At 43.0% G+C, this 20,478-nt stretch carries 20 protein-coding genes; all 20 read left to right on the plus strand.

Translation table 11 applies throughout. From position 1 onward, the window contains the following. Positions 1-52 precede the first annotated feature (52 nt). The gene (locus tag NSQ70_RS07485) at positions 53-289 is read left to right on the plus strand and encodes a YlmC/YmxH family sporulation protein (protein WP_342502532.1); all 237 of its coding nucleotides are present in this window, start codon (positions 53-55) and stop codon (positions 287-289) included. A 212-nt stretch (positions 290-501) separates the two neighbouring features. Next, positions 502-1,365 (plus strand): peptidoglycan editing factor PgeF, encoded by an 864-nt coding sequence (gene pgeF, locus NSQ70_RS07490; protein WP_035700679.1) that lies wholly within the window; start codon positions 502-504, stop codon positions 1,363-1,365. Positions 1,366-1,371: 6 nt separating this feature from the next. After that, positions 1,372-2,061, plus strand: a complete 690-nt coding sequence (locus NSQ70_RS07495) for a YggS family pyridoxal phosphate-dependent enzyme (RefSeq protein WP_026050091.1) — start codon at positions 1,372-1,374, stop codon at positions 2,059-2,061. Position 2,062: 1 nt separating this feature from the next. Continuing rightward, positions 2,063-2,521 carry a cell division protein SepF gene (gene sepF / locus NSQ70_RS07500; RefSeq protein WP_017359354.1) on the plus strand — a complete coding sequence of 153 codons (459 nt, stop codon included), beginning with the start codon at positions 2,063-2,065 and terminating at the stop codon, positions 2,519-2,521. A 6-nt stretch (positions 2,522-2,527) separates the two neighbouring features. After that, positions 2,528-2,809 (plus strand): YggT family protein, encoded by a 282-nt coding sequence (locus tag NSQ70_RS07505; protein WP_024720319.1) that lies wholly within the window; start codon positions 2,528-2,530, stop codon positions 2,807-2,809. Between the two features lie 54 nt (positions 2,810-2,863). Next, positions 2,864-3,640, plus strand: coding sequence for an RNA-binding protein (locus NSQ70_RS07510; RefSeq protein WP_017367204.1), 777 nt, complete (start codon positions 2,864-2,866; stop codon positions 3,638-3,640). 26 nt (positions 3,641-3,666) lie between these two features. Then, on the plus strand, positions 3,667-4,161 hold the full coding sequence (locus NSQ70_RS07515; protein ID WP_008344947.1) for a DivIVA domain-containing protein: 495 nt from the start codon (positions 3,667-3,669) through the stop codon (positions 4,159-4,161). Positions 4,162-4,517: 356 nt separating this feature from the next. Then, positions 4,518-7,283, plus strand: a complete 2,766-nt coding sequence (gene ileS, locus NSQ70_RS07520) for an isoleucine--tRNA ligase (RefSeq protein WP_342502533.1) — start codon at positions 4,518-4,520, stop codon at positions 7,281-7,283. 160 nt (positions 7,284-7,443) lie between these two features. Then, complete coding sequence (locus NSQ70_RS07525) at positions 7,444-7,818, plus strand: hypothetical protein (protein ID WP_008344944.1); 375 nt, start codon at positions 7,444-7,446, stop codon at positions 7,816-7,818. A 94-nt stretch (positions 7,819-7,912) separates the two neighbouring features. Next, positions 7,913-8,380, plus strand: a complete 468-nt coding sequence (gene lspA, locus NSQ70_RS07530) for a signal peptidase II (protein WP_008344942.1) — start codon at positions 7,913-7,915, stop codon at positions 8,378-8,380. Continuing rightward, entirely contained in the window at positions 8,377-9,291 is a 915-nt protein-coding gene (locus tag NSQ70_RS07535; RefSeq protein ID WP_007499719.1) for an RluA family pseudouridine synthase, read from the plus strand. The genes lspA and NSQ70_RS07535 overlap by 4 nt, the downstream gene beginning before the upstream one ends. Before the next feature lie 170 nt (positions 9,292-9,461). Beyond that, positions 9,462-10,004 (plus strand): bifunctional pyr operon transcriptional regulator/uracil phosphoribosyltransferase PyrR, encoded by a 543-nt coding sequence (pyrR, locus tag NSQ70_RS07540; protein WP_007499718.1) that lies wholly within the window; start codon positions 9,462-9,464, stop codon positions 10,002-10,004. A 154-nt stretch (positions 10,005-10,158) separates the two neighbouring features. Beyond that, entirely contained in the window at positions 10,159-11,487 is a 1,329-nt protein-coding gene (locus tag NSQ70_RS07545) for a solute carrier family 23 protein (RefSeq protein WP_024720322.1), read from the plus strand. Between the two features lie 130 nt (positions 11,488-11,617). Then, on the plus strand, positions 11,618-12,541 hold the full coding sequence (locus NSQ70_RS07550) for an aspartate carbamoyltransferase catalytic subunit (RefSeq protein ID WP_342502534.1): 924 nt from the start codon (positions 11,618-11,620) through the stop codon (positions 12,539-12,541). After that, positions 12,525-13,811 carry a dihydroorotase gene (locus NSQ70_RS07555; RefSeq protein WP_327872179.1) on the plus strand — a complete coding sequence of 429 codons (1,287 nt, stop codon included), beginning with the start codon at positions 12,525-12,527 and terminating at the stop codon, positions 13,809-13,811. Before NSQ70_RS07550 ends, NSQ70_RS07555 begins: the two co-directional genes overlap by 17 nt. Further along, positions 13,808-14,902 (plus strand): carbamoyl phosphate synthase small subunit, encoded by a 1,095-nt coding sequence (locus tag NSQ70_RS07560; RefSeq protein WP_019743288.1) that lies wholly within the window; start codon positions 13,808-13,810, stop codon positions 14,900-14,902. The genes NSQ70_RS07555 and NSQ70_RS07560 overlap by 4 nt, the downstream gene beginning before the upstream one ends. Next, a complete protein-coding gene (gene carB, locus NSQ70_RS07565) occupies positions 14,887-18,102 on the plus strand; it encodes a carbamoyl-phosphate synthase (glutamine-hydrolyzing) large subunit (RefSeq protein ID WP_061419028.1) in 3,216 nt (1,071 codons plus the stop codon). The genes NSQ70_RS07560 and carB overlap by 16 nt, the downstream gene beginning before the upstream one ends. Then, entirely contained in the window at positions 18,099-18,875 is a 777-nt protein-coding gene (locus NSQ70_RS07570; protein ID WP_007499709.1) for a dihydroorotate dehydrogenase electron transfer subunit, read from the plus strand. The genes carB and NSQ70_RS07570 overlap by 4 nt, the downstream gene beginning before the upstream one ends. Then, positions 18,869-19,801 (plus strand): dihydroorotate dehydrogenase, encoded by a 933-nt coding sequence (locus NSQ70_RS07575; protein ID WP_017359348.1) that lies wholly within the window; start codon positions 18,869-18,871, stop codon positions 19,799-19,801. Before NSQ70_RS07570 ends, NSQ70_RS07575 begins: the two co-directional genes overlap by 7 nt. Next, positions 19,773-20,477, plus strand: a complete 705-nt coding sequence (gene pyrF, locus NSQ70_RS07580; protein WP_327872178.1) for an orotidine-5'-phosphate decarboxylase — start codon at positions 19,773-19,775, stop codon at positions 20,475-20,477. Before NSQ70_RS07575 ends, pyrF begins: the two co-directional genes overlap by 29 nt. The last annotated feature ends 1 nt before the right edge of the window (position 20,478 follow it).

Genomic DNA, 20,478 nt, shown 5'->3' on the forward strand with positions numbered 1-20,478 from the left:
TGCTTTTCCATCATACATATTATAGTAGAAAACGAAAGGCGGGGAAGGACAGATGATCAGTATTTCTGAATTCCAAATCAAAGATGTCGTCGATGTGTCCAGCGGAAAAAAATTAGGTACTATTGGAGACATTGAAATCAATGTCACGAGCGGTAAAATACAAGCGATTATCATTGGCGGTACAGGTAAAATGATGGGATTTTTCGGAAAAGAAGAGGAAATGATTGTCCCGTGGCGAAATATAGTAAAAATTGGCGAAGATGTGATACTTGTCCGTTTGTCTTCTTAATTTGTGTAAATTCCTCAACTAATAGATCAAATTTTCCTTAAAACAAGCTCTCCATTCTCAGCAATCAATGTCTTTTTCGGGTAAAAAGATTACGTTTTCATATCAATTTGAAAAAAAACCTGTAGAAAGGGCACATTTGAGTGTAATATTTAATGAATCCCACTAACTGTCTTAGCAGGTCTTGTGGTAAAATAGGAGCGATATAAAGAGAGATGAATGAAAGGTGGGAGGCAGCTTTGATAGACAAATATGACCCCTTTCAGCAGAAATCACCTTATGCAATGCTGATTCATGATTGGACGAACATGACATGTTCTGGAAAAGAGATATTGGCCGGTTTTACGACAAAAAATGGCGGCTTTAGTCTTTCTCCATATCAATCAATGAACACTGGACTCCATGTAGGAGATGATGCTTCTAGTGTCCAAATGAATCGTCAAGTCATTGCAGATGCTACTGCTGTGCCGCTCTCTAATTGGGTGTTTGCTGACCAAACACACGAGGATCGCATCATGAAAGTCACGAAGGAACAAAAGGGAAGAGGAAGTCTTCAGTATGATGAAGCGCTCTCTAGAACAGATGGTTTATACACCTCTGAACCAAACATCATGCTCGCTCTTTGTTTCGCTGACTGTGTTCCGCTTTATTTTCTAGCACCGCAATCTGGGCTGATTGGAACGGCTCATGCCGGCTGGAAAGGAACCGTCAAACAAATTGGCGCCAACATGGTTGATGCATGGGTTCGCCAAGAAGGCGCTGATGCCGATCATATACAAGTCGTCATTGGACCATCCATTGGCAGCTGCTGCTACATAGTAGATGATGTTGTCATAGATCAAGTGAAACAGCTTCCTTTTTCAACAGAGGATGTGTATTCCGAGATGTCACAAGGACAATACAAAATTGACTTAAAAACACTAAACAAAAACGTATTACTTCATGCAGGATTAAAAGAAGAAAACATACATGTCAGTTCGATGTGCACAAGTTGCAATGAGCAGCATTTCTTCTCACACCGGCGTGATCAAGGGAAAACAGGACGTATGATGTCTTTTGTCGGGTTTAAGGAGGCATAAGTGCAATTGAATGTACGAGAGAATCTCAGACAAATAAATGAACAAATAAACGAAGCATGTAAAAGAGCAGGTAGACATCCAGACGATGTATCGGTTGTCGCTGTCACAAAGTATGTCTCGATTGAACGAGCATTAGAAGCCAAGGATGCCGGAATTTTGCACTTTGGTGAAAATCGTGACCAAGGGTTACTTGAAAAACAGGCAGCCATAACCGATGAAAACATTAGCTGGCACTTCATCGGCAGTTTACAGACGCGAAAAGTGAAATCTGTCATTCAGACCATTGACTACTTACATTCGCTAGACAGAATGTCTCTTGCGAATGAAATTGAAAAAAGAGCGGATCACACGGTTCGCTGTTTTGTACAGGTGAACACATCACTTGAGGAGTCAAAACACGGCTTACAAAGCGAAGACGTGATTCCATTTGTCAAACAGCTGGCTGATTTCAAACATATTGAAATTGCTGGACTCATGACGATGGCTCCATTTACAGATGATCACACGGTGATACGAAACTGTTTTAAAACATTAAAAAGCCTTCAACAAGAGGTAAAACAACTGAACCAAGTAAATGCACCTTGTCAGCATTTATCGATGGGCATGTCAAACGATTTTGAAATCGCAATTGAAGAAGGTGCGACATTTGTTCGGATTGGCTCTTCACTTGTTGGAAATGAAACAGGAGGTGCGTGACATGAGCATAAAAAATAAGTTTAAAAGCTTCTTCACACTCGATGATGAAGAGTATGAGTACGAATATATTGATGAAGAAAGAGAACCAGCACAAGAAGAAAAAAACACAAAAGATAAAGCGGCATTTCAAGAGCGTCCTCAGGCAGGAAAACAAAATGTCGTCAGCTTGCAAAGCGTGCAAAAATCCTCTAAAGTGGTGTTAAGTGAGCCGCGTGTTTATGCAGAGGCACAGGAGATTGCAGATCATATTAAAAATCGGCGTGCAGTCGTCGTCAATTTGCAGCGCATTCAGCACGATCAAGCAAAGCGAATCATCGACTTCTTAAGCGGAACGGTTTATGCAATCGGTGGAGACATTCAGCGTATTGGCTCGAATATATTCCTCTGCACTCCTGATAATGTGGATGTATCTGGCACAATATCAGAGCTATTGACAGAGGAAGAACCTCAGAGGTGGTAAACCAAAGTGACTCTATATTACATTTTCCAGTTTCTACAGACTGTATTAACGATTTACTCATTCGCGATCATTATTTACATCTTTATGTCATGGGTACCATCTGCAAGAGAAACAGCGATTGGTCGCTTCTTGACAAACATTTGCGAACCGTATTTAGAACCATTCCGTAAAATTATTCCGCCAATTGGCATGATAGACATCTCGCCAATTGTGGCATTGCTTGTGATTCGTTTCGCATCATTGTATGGACTAACTGGTCTTTATAATATGATTGTACGATTCATGTAAACAGGCTGCCGGGCTTGGCATCTGCCAGGCTCTTTTACATAAAAGGGGAACAAAATGAGCGATATTTATCAACATTTTAGAAAAGACGAACAGCCATTTGTCGACCAAGTATTAGGCTGGAAAAACATCGCACTCGATCAATATCGAATGAAATTAACAGACTTTCTTGATCCGCGTGAGCAGTTCATTACCCAGTCCGTGATTCAGCATTCTGATGAACTGGGTCTCATGTTTTTTGGCGGGTATGAGGAAGCAGAGCGGAAAAGGGCTTTGATCTATCCTGACTATTTAGCACCGACCATACAGGATTTTGAACTGACTTATTTTCAGGTGAACTATGCGAAAAAGTTTATTTCGATAGAACACCCCAACCTTCTCGGTTCGCTCATTGGGACAGGCCTGAAGCGTCAAAAATTCGGTGATTTGTTGTTTTCAGAGGACAACGTGCAATTTATTTGTACAAGCGATGTTGCCGATTTTGTTCGGGCTCAGCTGACGCATGTCGGCAGAGCATCTGTTTCATTAGAGGAAATCAGCAAGGCAGATCTTCAGCCAGTCATCAGCAAAACCGATATCAAAGAAGATACGATTTCTTCACTGCGGCTTGACGCTGTATGTGCTGCTGTCAGCCGTCAGTCTCGGCAAAAAGCACAGCTTTTGGTCAAAAATGGTCTTGTCAAAGTAAACTGGAAAGTCACTGAAGACCCTTCCTTTACAATTGGTGAAGGTGATCAGCTCTCTGTCAGGGGATTTGGCCGCTTTAGCTTAAAAACAATTGATGGGAAGACGAAAAAAGATAAATTCAAAGTAACATTTGAGCTTCTGACATAACGAATTTGAATCTGGAGGTGGCAAGAGTGCCATTAACACCTAATGATATTCATAATAAAACGTTCACAAAAAGTTTTCGCGGCTATGACGAAGATGAAGTAAATGAGTTTTTAAGCCAAGTACGTAAAGATTACGAGATCGTACTTCGCAAAAAGAACGAGCTTGAAGACAAAGTCAACGAGCTTGATGAAAGACTAGGCCATTTTGCAACAATTGAAGAAACATTAAACAAATCCATTCTTGTGGCGCAAGAAGCAGCAGAAGACGTGAAGCGTCATTCTGATAAAGAAGCGAAATTGATCATTCGTGAAGCTGAGAAAAATGCAGACCGTATTATCAACGAAGCGTTATCAAAATCAAGAAAGATTGCAATGGAAATCGAAGAGCTCAAGAAACAGTCGAAAGTCTTTAGAACTCGTTTCCAAATGCTCATCGAAGCTCAGCTTGATCTTCTGAAAAATGATGATTGGGATCATTTGCTGGAATATGAAGTTGACGCTGTCTTTGACGAAAAAGAATAAGCGCATCACCTTGACATGACGTGCTCATGTTGCATATAATACCATCATAAATTAACAAGAGATAAACGTTTGAAAGGGACACTCGCAGCGGTTACATGCGTAATAAAGCGAATCAGGGACGGTGGAAGCCTGACATTACGAAACGCTGCAATGAGATCACCCCTTTAGTTCCTTTTCTGAAATGTATGAGTAAGAAAAGGCGTCTGATCACGTTACGATTTTAGAGTGGATAAGCGGCAGTTTCAAAGCGCTTGTCTAAAAGGGTGGTACCGCGAGACAAGCCTTCTCGTCCCTTATGGGATGAGAGGGCTTTTTTTATTGTTTTTTAATACGAATTTGCATGTGGAGGAATAGGTATGAACTACAAAGACACCTTATTAATGCCAAAAACAGAATTCCCGATGAGAGGGAACTTGCCGAACAAAGAGCCTGAAATCCAAGAGGAGTGGGCAGAAAAAGACATCTATCAAATGGTTTTAGAGCGGACAAAAGGACGCCCGACCTTTATTTTGCATGATGGACCTCCATATGCGAATGGTGACATTCATATGGGGCACGCACTCAATAAAATCCTCAAAGATTTTATTGTCCGTTTTAAATCAATGAATGGATTCCATGCACCGTACGTACCGGGCTGGGATACACATGGCTTACCGATTGAAACAGCCCTTACGAAAAATAAAAAAGTCAAACGCAAAGAAATGTCGACAGCAGAATTCCGTAAACTATGTGAGGAGTATGCATGGAAACAAATCGAAGGTCAGCGCAATCAGTTTAAACGTTTGGGCGTAAGAGCAGACTGGGATAATCCATATGTGACATTGAAGCCTGAATACGAAGCGCAGCAAATTCTTGTCTTTGGTGAAATGGCGAAAAGAGGCTATATTTACAAAGGTCTTAAGCCTGTTAACTGGTCTCCATCAAGTGAATCAGCACTTGCTGAAGCAGAAATTGAATACAAGGACAAACGTTCACCATCGATTTACGTATCATTTAAAGTGAAAGATGGCAAAGGCGTACTTGAAAACGGCGAGCAGTTCATCATCTGGACAACAACACCTTGGACACTTCCTGCAAACCTTGGCATTTGTGTACATCCAAACCTAGAGTACAGTGTGCTTCAAGTGGGTGCTGAGCGATATGTCATCGCATCTGAGCTAGTTGAACAAGTGGCAAAAACACTTGGCTTTGAAGAGTACGAAGTTGTGAAAACCTTAAAAGGTAAAGAATTAGATAAGGTCGTTGCAGCACATCCAATTTACGATAGAGATTCTCTTGTGATGCTTGGCGATCACGTCACAACAGATGCAGGAACAGGCTGTGTTCACACAGCGCCAGGTCACGGGGAAGATGACTTTATCGTAAGTATGAAGTACGGTCTTGATGTGTTATGTCCAGTAGATGAAAAAGGTGTGATGACAGAAGAAGCACCTGGTTTTGAAGGACTATTCTACGAGGATGCCAATAAAGCCATCACAGAACAGCTTGAAGCAAAAGGCGCATTGAAAAAGCTCGACTTTATCACGCACTCCTATCCGCATGACTGGAGAACGAAAAAACCAACAATTTATCGTGCAACTGCTCAGTGGTTTGCTTCCATTAAAGATTTCAGAGAAGCACTATTAGATAATATTAAAGAAACGAAATGGGTTCCAGCTTGGGGCGAAACGCGCCTGTTCAATATGGTGCGTGACAGAGGTGACTGGTGCATTTCAAGACAGCGTGTATGGGGCGTTCCAATCCCAGTCTTCTATGCTGAAAATGGTGAGTCAATCATCACAGATGAAACGATTCAGCACGTCTCTCAATTATTTAGAGAACATGGCTCGAATATTTGGTTTGAAAAAGAAGCAAAAGAATTATTGCCTGAAGGCTTTACACATCCAGGCAGCCCGAACGGTGAATTTACAAAAGAGCAAGATATCATGGATGTATGGTTTGATTCTGGTTCTTCTCACCAAGCGGTATTAGAAGAACGAGATGACCTGGTTCGTCCGGCAGACCTTTACCTTGAAGGTTCTGATCAATATCGCGGCTGGTTTAACTCATCTTTATCTACAGCAGTTGCAGTCACTGGAAAAGCGCCATATAAAGGTGTTCTCAGCCATGGCTTTACGCTTGATAAAGAAGGACGCAAGATGAGTAAATCATTAGGCAATACGATTGATCCGACGAAAGTGGCGAAGCAGCTTGGTGCGGAGATTCTTAGACTTTGGGTATCTTCTGTCAACTATCAAGCCGATCATCCAGTGTCTGACGACATTTTAAAACAAGTCGCAGAAGTTTATCGTAAAATCCGTAACACGTTCCGCTTCTTGCATGGTAACCTGTTTGACTTTGATCCAGCAGTCAATGCAGTACCAGTCGAAGAGCTTCGCGAAGTGGATCAGTATATCTTAATCAAATTAAACAAATTGATTGATAAAGTGAAAAAAGCTTATGATGATTACGAATTTGCGGTTGTCTATCATGCCATCCACAACTTCTGTACGATTGAGCTTAGCTCTTTCTATCTCGATTTTGCAAAAGATGTGGTATACATTGAGCATGCGGATCATCCAGACCGCCGCAGCATGCAAACGGTTTTCTATGAAACATTAATGGCGTTAGTGAAGCTAACAGCACCAATTCTTCCGCATACAGCAGATGAACTATGGAGCCACTTAAGCTTTGTTGAAGAGCCAAGTGTTCAGTTAACAGATATGCCAGAAGGTGTAGCTGTTCCTCAAGCAGAAGCGACAGAAGTGAAGTTTGACCGCTTTATGGAAGTACGTGACGATGTGCTAAAAGCGCTGGAAATTGCGCGTAATGAGAAAGTCATCGGACGTTCACTTGAAGCGAGTGTGACCCTTTATGCAACAGAGGAAGTGAAAAACCTTCTTGCATCCATTAAAGAAGATGTGAAGCAGCTCTTTATCATTTCTGAGTTAACAGTAGAAGATGAGAAGCATGCAGACGCATCAGCGCCTGAATACACATCAGGACGTATTGTTGTTCGAAAAGCAGAAGGCGAACTGTGCGAACGCTCCCGCATTATTTCAAAAGATGTTGGCGCAAATCCAAAATACCCAACATTGTCACTCAAAAATGCTGAAATCGTGGAGAAATATTACCAGAATTAACAGCGTGATATCACCAACTAGCGCCCTGCATATAGCGGGGCGTTTTTGATATAGAGAAAATGACAGCGTTTAGAACGAAAGGAAAAATCTTATGGCTTTAAAGTGAACAGGCGGGGCAACAATATGATTATCACGACAGGGCAGGAGTTGAAACAGCGACATGAATGGCGATCTAGAGACGATTTACATGGAACTCCTTCAAATGAGAGAAGAACTGCAATCGAAACTGTTTGAATATGCATCATTGCGTTCACCCGCTGAACATGTCACGTTCGATCAAGCAAAAACGACCACGCTTCTTTATCACATCAAAGAAGAACTGCAAGATGTTTCGCTCGCGATTGCAAAAATTGAACAAGGAACTTATGGCATATGCGAGGCGACAGGGCATACAATGCCCATTGAACAAATGAGTATTCTTCCGACAGCTCGTACGACTGACGACTTTTTATATCATAAGCAATACGAGAAAAAAGCATTCACCCCTTATCCTTATGAATCAAACGATTCTCATTTTGAAGCCTTCCACATGTAGGGAGGTTTTTGTCTGTCAACTAAAGTTTCTTTACTCCATCCTGTTTTCTTGATAAAATGCATAAAGACCAAAGTATGAAGATGGAGGAACGTGTGTGTTCTATTACATAATCGCATTCGTGATAATTTGTTTAGATCAATTAACAAAATGGCTCATTGTCAAACATATGATGCTCGGTGATTCTATTCCTGTGATTGATGGCTTCTTTTACATCACATCCCACCGAAATTCAGGAGCCGCATGGGGGATTCTCCAAGGACAAATGTGGTTTTTCTATGTGATCACACTCGTTGTTATTGCAGGAATTGTTTATTATTTGCAAAAACATGGACAAAAGGACAAGCTACTTGGCGTAGCGCTTGCCTTAATGCTTGGCGGAGCGATTGGAAACTTTATTGACCGTATTTTCCGTCAAGAAGTGGTTGATTTTGCTCATTTCGTATTTGGGGATTACCATTATCCAATCTTTAATATCGCAGATTCCTCTCTATGTGTGGGGGTCATTCTGCTCTTTATTCAAATGCTGTTAGATGGAAAGAAAAATAAGGAGTCAACTACATGAATCAAGTAAACATTGCCGTTTCAGAAGAACAAACGAGTGAACGGCTTGATAAATTTTTAAGCACAACTGAACCAGAATGGTCAAGAACCCAAGTCCAGCAGTGGGTGAAAGATGGGCTCATCGAAGTAAATGGAAAACAAGTGAAGGCCAATTATAAAGTACAAGCTGGAGATCAAATCAAAGTAGAGATTCCAGATCCAGAAGCACTAGATGTAGAAGCGGAATCAATGGATCTTGATATTTATTATGAGGATGAAGATGTACTAGTGGTCAATAAACCAAGAGGAATGGTCGTTCATCCAGCACCAGGACATGTGACAGGTACTCTTGTTAATGGCCTCATGGCTCATTGCAATGATTTGTCAGGCATTAATGGTGTGATGAGACCAGGAATTGTCCACCGGATTGATAAAGATACGTCAGGGCTTTTAATGGTCGCAAAAAATGATATGGCTCATGAATCACTCGTCAATCAGCTGGTGGCGAAAACGGTCACTAGAAAATACACAGCCGTTGTTCATGGCATCATTCAGCATGATACTGGAACGATTGATGCACCAATTGGTCGAGACAAAAAAGATCGCCAAAGCATGACGGTCACAAAAGAAAATGCAAAGCAGGCAGTCACTCATTTTGATGTGATGGAGCGCTTTAAAGACTTTACCGTTGTAGAATGCCGCCTTGAAACAGGAAGAACCCATCAAATTCGTGTTCATATGAAATACATTGGTTATCCTCTTGCCGGAGATCCAAAATATGGCCCGAGAAAAACCGTTGATTTCAATGGACAACTGCTGCATGCAGGCGTGTTAGGATTTGATCACCCTAGAACAGGAGAATATATGGAGTTTACAGCTCCAATTCCAGCTGATATGCGGGGCTTTATCGATTCATTAAGAAATAACGATTGACAGGCCGTTCTTTTTTTGAAATAATAAACGAAGAAATTGAGATTCTTTAAAACAGTCCAGAGAGGCTGAGAAGGATAACGGATCAATTTGTGCACGAGTATGCACAAATGAGCGCCCCTCTCTGCCCTTTGCAGAAGGGGCTTTTTATTTGTCAAAAAGAGGTGTAAAAGATGGAACAAAAAGCAGTTATTCTTGATGAACAAGCGATAAGACGAGCGCTTACCCGTATTGCACATGAAATGATTGAGCGCAACAAAGGGATGAAGGATGTCATCCTGGCCGGGATCAAGACAAGAGGTATTCATCTTGCAAAGCGCCTTGCAGAGCGCATCGAGCAAATAGAAGGAAACCCCGTGACTGTGGGTGAACTGGATATTACGCTATACCGTGATGACCTGACAAAAAAGACAGAGAATCAAGACCCGCTTGTCAAGGGTGCAGACATTCCAGCTGACATTAATGACAAAACACTCATTGTCGTGGATGATGTGCTGTTCACAGGCAGAACGGTGAGAGCAGCTATGGATGCGCTTGTGGATGTAGGAAGACCATCTTCCATTCAGCTGGCTGTTCTAGTCGACCGGGGACACCGGGAGCTGCCGATTCGGGCAGATTATATCGGAAAAAACATCCCAACATCAAAAGCAGAGACAGTCATGGTTCAGCTCAATGAAGTAGATCAAAACGACCTTGTCGCTATATATGAAAAATAACCTTTTTAAATGCATTCCAGAGAGTTTGCAAAGAGGGCAATAACAGAGACACCGAGCACACGACTAAAGTGACGTGTACGGTTTTTCTAGGCCTCTTTGCGCATACTCGCAAAGAGGCTTTTTTAATGAAAAGGACACATCTAGGAGGAAAATCATGAGTCAGCAAAAAGCCAATTTAGGCATTCGAGATATCCCAAAACCGTTCACATGGCTGTCACTCAGCCTGCAGCACTTGTTTGCCATGTTTGGTGCAACCATTCTTGTACCAAAGATCATTGATATGAGCCCAGCCGTTGCGCTCATCTCAAGCGGGGTTGGAACCATTGTGTACTTAATCATCACAAGAGGACAGATTCCGGCGTATCTTGGATCGTCCTTTGCCTTTATCGCCCCTATCTTGAATGTAAAAGCCACCGGCGGCCCAGGAGCCGCAATGGTAGGTGCCTTTATGGCGGGTGTGGCATATGCACTCATCGCATTATTTATCAAATGGCTCGGCACAGGCTGGTTAATGAAGCTTCTGCCGCCTGTTGTTGTAGGCCCCGTCATTATGGTCATCGGACTCGGACTCGCTGGAACAGCTGTTAACATGGCGATGTATGTGGATCCAAATGCAAAGGAGCTTGTTTACAGCCTGAAGCACTTAATGGTTGCAGGTTTCACGCTCGCTGTCACCATTATTAGTATGATTTTCCTAAGAGGATTCCTTAGCTTGATTCCAGTCTTAATCGGCATTATCAGCGGCTACCTTTTTGCTTTAACACAAGGCATTGTGAACTTCCAGCCAGTCATTGACGCAAAATGGTTTGCTGTACCAGACTTTGTTGTGCCATTTGTCGACTATACACCTGCTGTGACCTTAAGCATTCTCACAGTGATGGTGCCGGTTGCCTTTGTGACCATGTCTGAGCACATCGGCCATCAAGTCGTGTTAAGCAAAGTTGTTGGACAAGATTTTATTAAAAAGCCAGGTCTTCATCGCTCCATTTTAGGAGACAGTGCGGCGACAATCTTCGCTTCACTCATCGGCGGACCTCCAACAACGACTTATGGAGAGAACATTGGTGTCCTTGCGATCACAAGAGTGTTCAGTATCTTCGTTATCGGCGGAGCAGCGGTGTTTGCGATCTGCTTCGGCTTTGTTGGGAAAATTTCAGCATTAATCAGTACAGTACCATCCGCGGTTATGGGGGGCGTTTCGTTCCTGCTCTTTGGAATCATAGCCTCAAGCGGACTGCGAATCCTGATTGATCATAAAGTGAATTTTGAAGAAAAGCGCAATCTCATTATCGCATCAGTCATCTTAGTCATTGGAATTGGCGGGGCATTCATTGAGGTGAAACAAATCAATCTGACGCTGTCAGGAATGGCACTCGCTGCCATTACTGGCGTCCTGTTAAACATGATTCTGCCGCATCAGAAGGCAGAAGATGATGAGTCAAATGAATCGAATACCGAAAACCTTTTAAAAGAAGTCCAGTGAGGCTGACAAGGGTTCTAAACGGAGCAGAACGTGCGAAAGCACCCCTGCTTCTTTTGGAGAACCCTAAGCTGCCGAGGCTTAGGGTTTTTTTGAACCTGAAAGTGATGAAAAACTAGAGGGGGCAGAAAAAATGAATGATTTATCGACAATGAGCAGCTTGTCAAAGGAAGAAATTTTACAGCTGATTGAAGAAGCATGTGCGTTGAAAAAAGGGAAAAAGGAACATGGTTTAGCAGGTGAATTTGTAGCGAACCTCTTCTTTGAACCAAGTACAAGAACGCGTTTTAGCTTTGAGGTGGCAGAGAAGAAACTTGGAATGAATGTGCTGAACCTAGACGCAGCAAGTACCTCTGTTCAAAAGGGAGAGACCCTTTACGATACAGTGAAAACACTTGAATCCATCGGAGTCAAGGCATGTGTCATCAGAGACAGTACAGACGAATATTACAAAGAGCTGATTGGGAAGGTCGGGATTCCAATCATTAATGCGGGAGATGGCTGCGGACAGCATCCTACCCAATCATTGCTGGATTTGATGACGATTTATGAAGAGTTTGGCGGTTTTGAAGGCTTAACGATCTCGATTCATGGTGATATCAAGCATAGCAGGGTGGCAAGGTCCAATGCTGAAGTCCTCGCAAGACTAGGAGCGACAGTGCTCTTTTCAGGACCAGCTTCTTTCCAAGATGAACAAAACCCTCATGGAACGTATGTCGAAGTGGACGAAGCCATGAAGCGGTCTGACGTGGTGATGCTGCTGAGAATTCAGCATGAAAGACACTCAGAAAAGATGGGCAACGAGGGTTACTTATCGACTTATGGATTAACAGTAGACAGGGCAAGCAACATGAAAGAAAGAGCGATTATTATGCATCCAGCACCAGTAAATAGAGGTGTTGAAATAGATGATTCATTAGTAGAGTCAAAACAGTCAAGGATTTTTAAACAAATGGAAAATGGTGTGTATATCCGAATGGCTGTGTTAAAAAGAGCTTTTCAAAATAGCAGACTACATCAAAAAGGGAGAGATTCTGTCTATGTCATATCTCATTAAAAACGGTTTTATCTTAACAAGCACAGGGGAAAGAGTGCAGCAGGATATTAGGGTAGAAGGAAAAGTGATCCAAGCAATGGGTTACTTAGAAAGAGGAGACGGAGAAGAAGTCATTGATGCAGCAGGGCTATTTGTATCACCAGGTTTGATTGATCTGCATGTGCATTTAAGAGAGCCAGGCGGCGAGAAAAAAGAAACCATTGAAACAGGTTCTAAGGCAGCAGCAAGAGGCGGGTATACGACCATTGCAGCAATGCCGAATACACGACCAGTTCCAGATACAAAAGAACAAATGGAATGGCTGATGAATCGAATCAAAGAGACCTCCTCTGTAAGAGTACTGCCATACGCTTCCATCACGACGAGACAAATTGGCGAAGAGATGACAGACTTTGCAGCGTTAAAAGAAGCGGGCGCTTTTGCCTTTACGGATGACGGTGTTGGTATTCAAACAGCAGGCATGATGTACGAAGCAATGAAAAAGGCAGCGAGCCTTGATCAAGCCATAGTGGCGCACTGTGAAGATAACTCACTCATTTATGGAGGATGCGTTCATGAAGGAGACTTTTCAAAAGCAAATGGGTTAAACGGAATACCGTCCATTTGTGAATCGGTGCATATTGCAAGAGATGTCCTCTTAGCAGAAGCAGCGAATTGTCATTATCATGTATGTCATATCAGTACAAAGGAATCCGTCCGAGTGGTACGCGATGCAAAAAAAGCAGGCATTCGTGTGACGGCTGAGGTCTCTCCACATCACCTTCTCTTATGTGATGCAGACATTCCAGGTCTTGACACAAACTATAAAATGAATCCGCCGCTCAGAGGAGCGGAAGATCGCGAGGCACTGATCGAGGGACTTTTAGATGGCACGATTGATTTTATTGCCACAGACCATGCACCGCATACAGAAGAAGAAAAGAACGAAACGATGCAGAGGGCACCATTTGGGATTGTCGGACTTGAAACAGCGTTCCCGCTTCTGTACACACGTTTTGTGAAAACAGGGGAATGGACATTAAAAGAACTTGTTGATTATATGACCATCAAACCAGCAGAAGCCTTTGCTCTTCCATACGGAAAGCTGGAAGAAGGTCAAATCGCTGATATCACACTGATTGATTTAAACAAAGAAATGGCAATTGACAAAAAAAGCTTCTTATCTAAAGGACAAAATACACCGTTTGACAAATTGACTGTATCAGGATGGCCGGTCATGACACTTGCATCTGGGAAAGTCGTTTATGAAGAGGGGAGACTAGTAAAATGAAGAGACGCTTAGTGCTAGAAAACGGAACAGTATTCGAAGGAACAGGCTTTGGCAGCTTAGAACCGTCAGTCGGAGAAGTCGTCTTTAACACAGGGATGACAGGCTATCAAGAAATTTTGTCTGACCCGTCGTACTGCGGACAAATTGTCACACTCACTTACCCGCTGATCGGCAACTATGGCATTAACCGTGATGATTTTGAATCGATCACACCGTTTGTGAAAGGGCTGATCGTGAAAGAGCTTTGTGAAAAGCCTTCAAACTGGCGCTCTTCATACTCACTTGATGAGTATTTAAAAATGAAAAATATCCCGGGTCTTAGCGGTATTGATACACGCAAGCTCACGCGCATGATTCGAAGTGCAGGTACATTAAGAGGAGCTTTTGCAGGACCGGATGAACAAGTAGAAGACGTTGTGAGCCGCCTTCAAACAATGCAGTTACCAACAGATCAAGTAAGCCAAGTATCTGTGAAAAATGCGTATCCAAGCCCAGGAAGAGGCAAAAGAATTGTGCTTGTCGATTTCGGCATGAAGCATGGCATTTTGCGCGAACTCAATAAGCGAGATTGTGATGTCATTGTGGTGCCATACAATATCACAGCAGATGAAGTATTACAGTTAAAACCAGATGGCATCATGCTTTCAAACGGACCTGGGGATCCAGTCGATGTGCCAGAAGCGGTTGAAATGATTCAGCAGCTGATCGGAAAGGTACCACTCTTTGGTATCTGCCTAGGACACCAATTATTCGCACTTGCGTGCGGCGCAAGTACAGAAAAAATGAAATTTGGGCATAGAGGATCCAATCATCCAGTCAAAGAACTAGCAACTGGCAAGGTAACCTTGACGTCTCAAAACCATGGCTACACGGTTAGCGCCATTAATGAAGACGTGCTTGAAGTCACACATATTGCGCTAAATGATAATACGATTGAAGGATTAAAACATAAAGAAGCACCAGCATTCACTGTCCAGTATCACCCAGAAGCATCACCGGGTCCAGAAGATGCGAACTACTTATTTGACGAGTTCATGGACATGATTCATACAACTGAGAAAGAAGGGGAAGAAGTATGCCAAAACGCGTAGATATCAAAAAGATTTTAGTGATCGGTTCAGGTCCAATCATCATCGGTCAGGCAGCGGAGTTTGACTATGCAGGCACACAGGCTTGCTTAGCGCTAAAAGAAGAGGGCTATGAAGTCGTTCTTGTGAACTCTAACCCTGCGACGATCATGACGGATACAGAAATGGCCGATAAGGTATACATCGAACCACTGACACCAGAATTTTTAACACGAATCATTCGAAAAGAACGTCCTGATGCGATTCTGCCGACACTTGGCGGACAAACTGGATTGAACCTTGCTGTTGAATTATCAGATCTTGGTGTACTCGCTGAATGCGGTGTTGAAGTACTAGGCACCAAGCTGTCAGCTATTCAAAAAGCAGAGGACAGAGATTTATTCCGTAATCTAATGAATGAATTAAATGAACCTGTACCAGAAAGTGAAATCATCCATAATCTTGAAGAAGCGATGGCATTCACAGATCAAATCGGTTTCCCGGTCATTGTTAGACCAGCCTATACACTAGGCGGAACAGGCGGCGGAATTTGTACAAATGAACAAGAATTAAAAGAAATCGTCGAGAATGGACTGAAGTTAAGTCCGGTGACACAATGTTTGCTTGAAAAAAGTATCGCAGGCTTTAAAGAAATTGAATATGAGGTCATGCGTGACAGCGGAGATCATGCCATTGTGGTTTGTAACATGGAAAACTTTGATCCTGTCGGCATCCACACAGGTGACAGTATCGTTGTGGCACCAAGTCAAACGCTAAGTGATCGTGAATATCAGCTGCTTCGTAATGTGTCACTCAAACTGATCCGTGCACTTGGCATTGAAGGCGGATGTAACGTACAGCTGGCGATTGACCCAGACAGCTTCCAATACTATATCATCGAAGTAAACCCGCGCGTGAGCCGTTCTTCTGCTCTTGCGTCTAAAGCAACTGGATATCCAATTGCAAAACTTGCAGCGAAAATCGCAGTCGGCCTAACACTTGATGAAATGATGAACCCAGTCACAGGTAAAACATATGCAGCGTTCGAGCCAGCACTTGACTATATTGTTTCAAAAATCCCGCGCTGGCCTTTCGATAAATTTGAATCTGCCAACAGACGACTTGGAACACAAATGAAAGCAACGGGTGAAGTCATGGCGATTGGCCGCACATTAGAAGAGTCTCTTTTAAAGGCTGTTCGTTCACTTGAAGCGGATGTACATCACATTGAATTAAAAGACGAAGCGGACATTACAAACGAAGTGCTTGAAAAGCGGATTATCAAAGCAGGAGATGAGCGTCTGTTTTATATCGCTGAGGCGCTAAGAAGAGGCTATACTGTCGAACAGATTCATGAATTCTCGAAAATTGATTATTTCTTCCTTCATAAATTGGAAGGCATCATCACTTTTGAAAAGACACTAAAAGAAAATAAAGGCAATGTAGACGTTTTAAAAGAAGCGAAAGAAAAAGGTTTCTCAGATATTTATATTAGTCGCGAATGGAATATGAATGAGGCAGATGTCTATAACCTAAGAACAGAAGCAGGCATCGTTCCTGTGTATAAGATGGTGGACACATGTGCGGCAGAATTTGAATCAGAAACACCGTATTTCTACAGCACATATGAAGATGAAAATGAATCCGAACGAACAGATAAGAAAAGTGTCATCGTGCTAGGCTCAGGTCCAATCAGAATCGGACAAGGGGTTGAATTCGATTATGCGACCGTTCATTCAGTGTGGGCAATCAAACAAGCAGGCTATGAAGCCATTATTATTAACAACAACCCTGAAACCGTCTCAACAGACTTTAGTATTTCAGATAAGCTCTACTTTGAACCACTCACTGTAGAAGATGTGATGCACATCATCGACCTTGAACAACCAGAAGGTGTCGTTGTTCAGTTTGGCGGACAAACAGCGATTAACTTAGCAGATGAATTATCAAATAGAGGGGTTAAGATTCTTGGAACTTCGCTTGAAGACCTTGACCGTGCGGAAAACCGTGACAAGTTTGAACAAACATTAGAAACACTCGGCGTGCCGCAGCCAAATGGTAAGACAGCAACGTCTGTGCCAGAGGCAGTAGCGATTGCGAATCAAATCGGTTACCCCGTGCTTGTCCGTCCTTCCTATGTATTAGGCGGCCGTGCAATGGAAATTGTGTATCAAGAAGCTGAGCTCCTTCACTACATGGAGAATGCGGTGAAAGTCAATCCGCAGCATCCAGTGCTCATTGACAAGTATTTGACAGGAAAAGAAATTGAAGTAGATGCTGTGTCTGACGGAGAAACGGTTGTCATACCAGGCATTATGGAACACATTGAAAGAGCCGGCGTTCACTCTGGAGACTCCATTGCGGTCTACCCGCCGCAAACTTTGTCTGAGGACATCAAAGCGAAAATCGCAGAATACACGATTAAACTCGCAAAAGGCCTTAACATCATTGGGCTTTTGAACATTCAATTTGTTCTATCAAAAGGTGAAGTGTATGTACTTGAAGTGAATCCGCGTTCAAGCCGGACTGTCCCATTCTTAAGTAAAATTACAGGCATTCCAATGGCGAACTTAGCTACAAAGGTTATTTTAGGAGAAAAACTGAAAAACTATGGCTACCAAGAAGGGCTTCATGTTGAGCAAGAAGGCGTATATGTTAAAGTTCCAGTCTTCTCTTTTGCAAAACTAAGAAGAGTAGATATTACACTAGGGCCTGAAATGAAATCAACAGGTGAAGTCATGGGGAAAGATGTCACAATCGAAAAAGCCCTCTACAAAGGGCTGATTGCATCAGGCATTCAAATTCCAAAAGACGGAACGGTTCTCCTGACAGTGGCTGATAAAGATAAAGAAGAAGGACTTGAGATTGCAAGAAGATTCCATTCCATCGGCTATCATATTTTAGCAACAGAAGGAACAGCGAATTACTTAAAACAAGCTTCCATTCCATCAAGTGTTGTCGGCAAAATAGGAGAAGAAGGAAAGAATCTGCTGGATGTCATTCGAAATGGTGAAGCCCAATTTGTCATCAACACCTTAACAAAAGGAAAACAGCCAGCAAGAGACGGCTTTAGAATTAGACGTGAATCTGTTGAAAATGGTGTCGCTTGCTTAACGTCACTAGATACAGCGGAAGCGATTTTAAGAGTGCTAGAGAGCATGACATTTAGAGCAGATGAAATGCCAGAAGTGAAAACGAATGCTGAGGTGACAGTAACGATATGAAAAAAGCATACTTGACGGTCGTCTCGAACCGAGAGATCGCTGATCATATTTACGAAATGACATTAAAGGGTGATCTTGTTGAATCCTTTCAAACAGCTGGACAGTTTCTTCATATAAAGGTCAGTGAATCCATGACACCGCTGCTGAGAAGACCGATCAGTATTGCCAACATTCATGCCGAAAAGCAAGAAGCAACCATCATTTACCGCGCAGAGGGAGAGGGCACAAAGCTCCTTTCCCAAAAGCGGGCGGGAGAGTCAGTCGATGTGTTAGGTCCGCTTGGAAACGGCTATGACCCTTCAGTCGTTCAGGCCGGACAGACCGCATTATTAGTCGGTGGAGGAATCGGTGTGCCTCCGCTATATGAACTGTCTAAGCGGTTAACGAAAAAAGGCGTCATCGTAAAGCATGTTCTCGGTTTTCAATCGAAAAAGGATGTATTTTATGAGGAGAAGTTTCAAGCACTCGGAGATACGTTTATCGCAACCGTTGATGGGACATATGGTTCGAAAGGTTTCGTGACAAATGTCATTGAAGAGAATGAGCTGGACTTTGATGTCTTGCTTTCCTGTGGACCGACACCTATGTTAAAAGCACTAAAAGACTCTTATCCCGATAAGCCTGTCTATATTTCAATGGAAGAACGAATGGGCTGCGGAATCGGTGCATGCTTTGCTTGTGTCTGTCATACCGATCAGCACGAGAAACCGTACGTTAAAGTTTGTCTGGATGGACCTGTTTTTAAAGCGGAGGAGGTGGCGCTATCATGCTAAACATCGAATTACCCGGCTTATCTTTAAAAAATCCAATCATTCCTGCATCAGGCTGTTTTGGATTTGGAAAAGAATTCGCATCATTATATGACCTTTCCTTGCTGGGCGGCATCATGATTAAAGCCACGACCCTTGAACCGAGATTTGGCAACCCGACACCGAGGGTAGCTGAGACAGGAGCCGGTATGCTGAATGCGATTGGTCTCCAAAATCCAGGTCTAAAAGGCGTGCTTGAACATGAATTACCTTGGCTTGAGCAGTTCGATACCCCTATTATTGCCAATGTTGCTGGATCACAAGTTGATGATTATGTTGAAGTAGCAAAGCAAATTAGTCAAGCAAGCAATGTTCACGCCCTTGAACTGAATATCTCGTGTCCGAATGTGAAAACAGGCGGAATTGCCTTTGGGACCGATCCAGAAATGGCGGCTACATTGACAAAAGCTGTTAAGGAAGTTTCCTCCGTTCCTGTTTATGTGAAACTGTCACCTAATGTAGCCAATATCGTTGAGATTGCTAAAGCGATTGAATCGGCTGGAGCGGATGGACTCACCATGATCAATACCTTGATTGGGATGCGTTTAGATTTAAAAACAGGCAAACCCATTCTTGCCAATAAAACAGGCGGATTATCAGGTCCTGCTGTAAAACCTGTTGCCATCCGAATGGTGCATGAGGTCAGTCAGGCCGTTTCTATTCCGATTATTGGGATGGGCGGGGTGCAAAGCGCTGAAGATGTACTTGAATTTTTACTAGCTGGCGCAAGTGCGGTAGCTGTTGGGACAGCCAATTTTGTGAACCCATTTATTTGCCCGGAAATCATTGATGAACTGCCGAATGTGTTAGCGGCTTATGGGTATTCATCTGTAGAGGAATGCATCGGAAGGAGCTGGAAACATGAAGCACTTGCCCATCATCGCGCTTGATTTTCCATCAGGACAGGAGGCGCACGCCTTTATAGATCGTTTTGAAGGCACTCCATTATTCGTAAAGGTCGGCATGGAGCTGTTTTACCAAGAAGGTCCTGCCATTATTGACGCACTGAAAGAAAAAAATTGCCGTATTTTCCTTGATCTGAAGCTTCATGACATTCCAACAACCGTGCAAAAAGCGATGAACAGGCTTGCTGCACTTGGTGTTGATTTGGTGAATGTGCATGCAGGCGGCGGGAAAAGAATGATGCAGGCGGCCGTAGAGGGGCTTGAAAGCGGAACCCCTGCCGGGCAAAATCGCCCAGGCATTATTGCAGTGACCCAGCTGACAAGCACGTCAGAAGATATGATGAAAAAAGAATTACTAATTGACCGCCCATTGCAAGAGGCTGTGCTTCATTATGGACAATTGGCATATGAAAGTGGACTTGATGGTGTGGTGTGCTCTGTTCATGAATCAAAACAGCTTCATGAACAAATCTCTCCTTCCTTTCTCACTGTGACACCAGGAATTCGCTTACCAAATGATCAAACGGATGACCAAAAGCGTGTGGCGACACCTGCCTTTGCCAAAGAACAGGGTGTTTCACAGATTGTTGTGGGAAGATCGATCACAAAAGCCACAAACCCAGTGGAAGCTTATCAACAAATTTTGAAAGAGTGGGAGTGAC

This window comes from Bacillus sp. FSL R5-0397 (assembly GCF_038593395.1).
Classification (GTDB): Bacteria; Bacillota; Bacilli; order Bacillales; family Bacillaceae; genus Bacillus; species Bacillus altitudinis.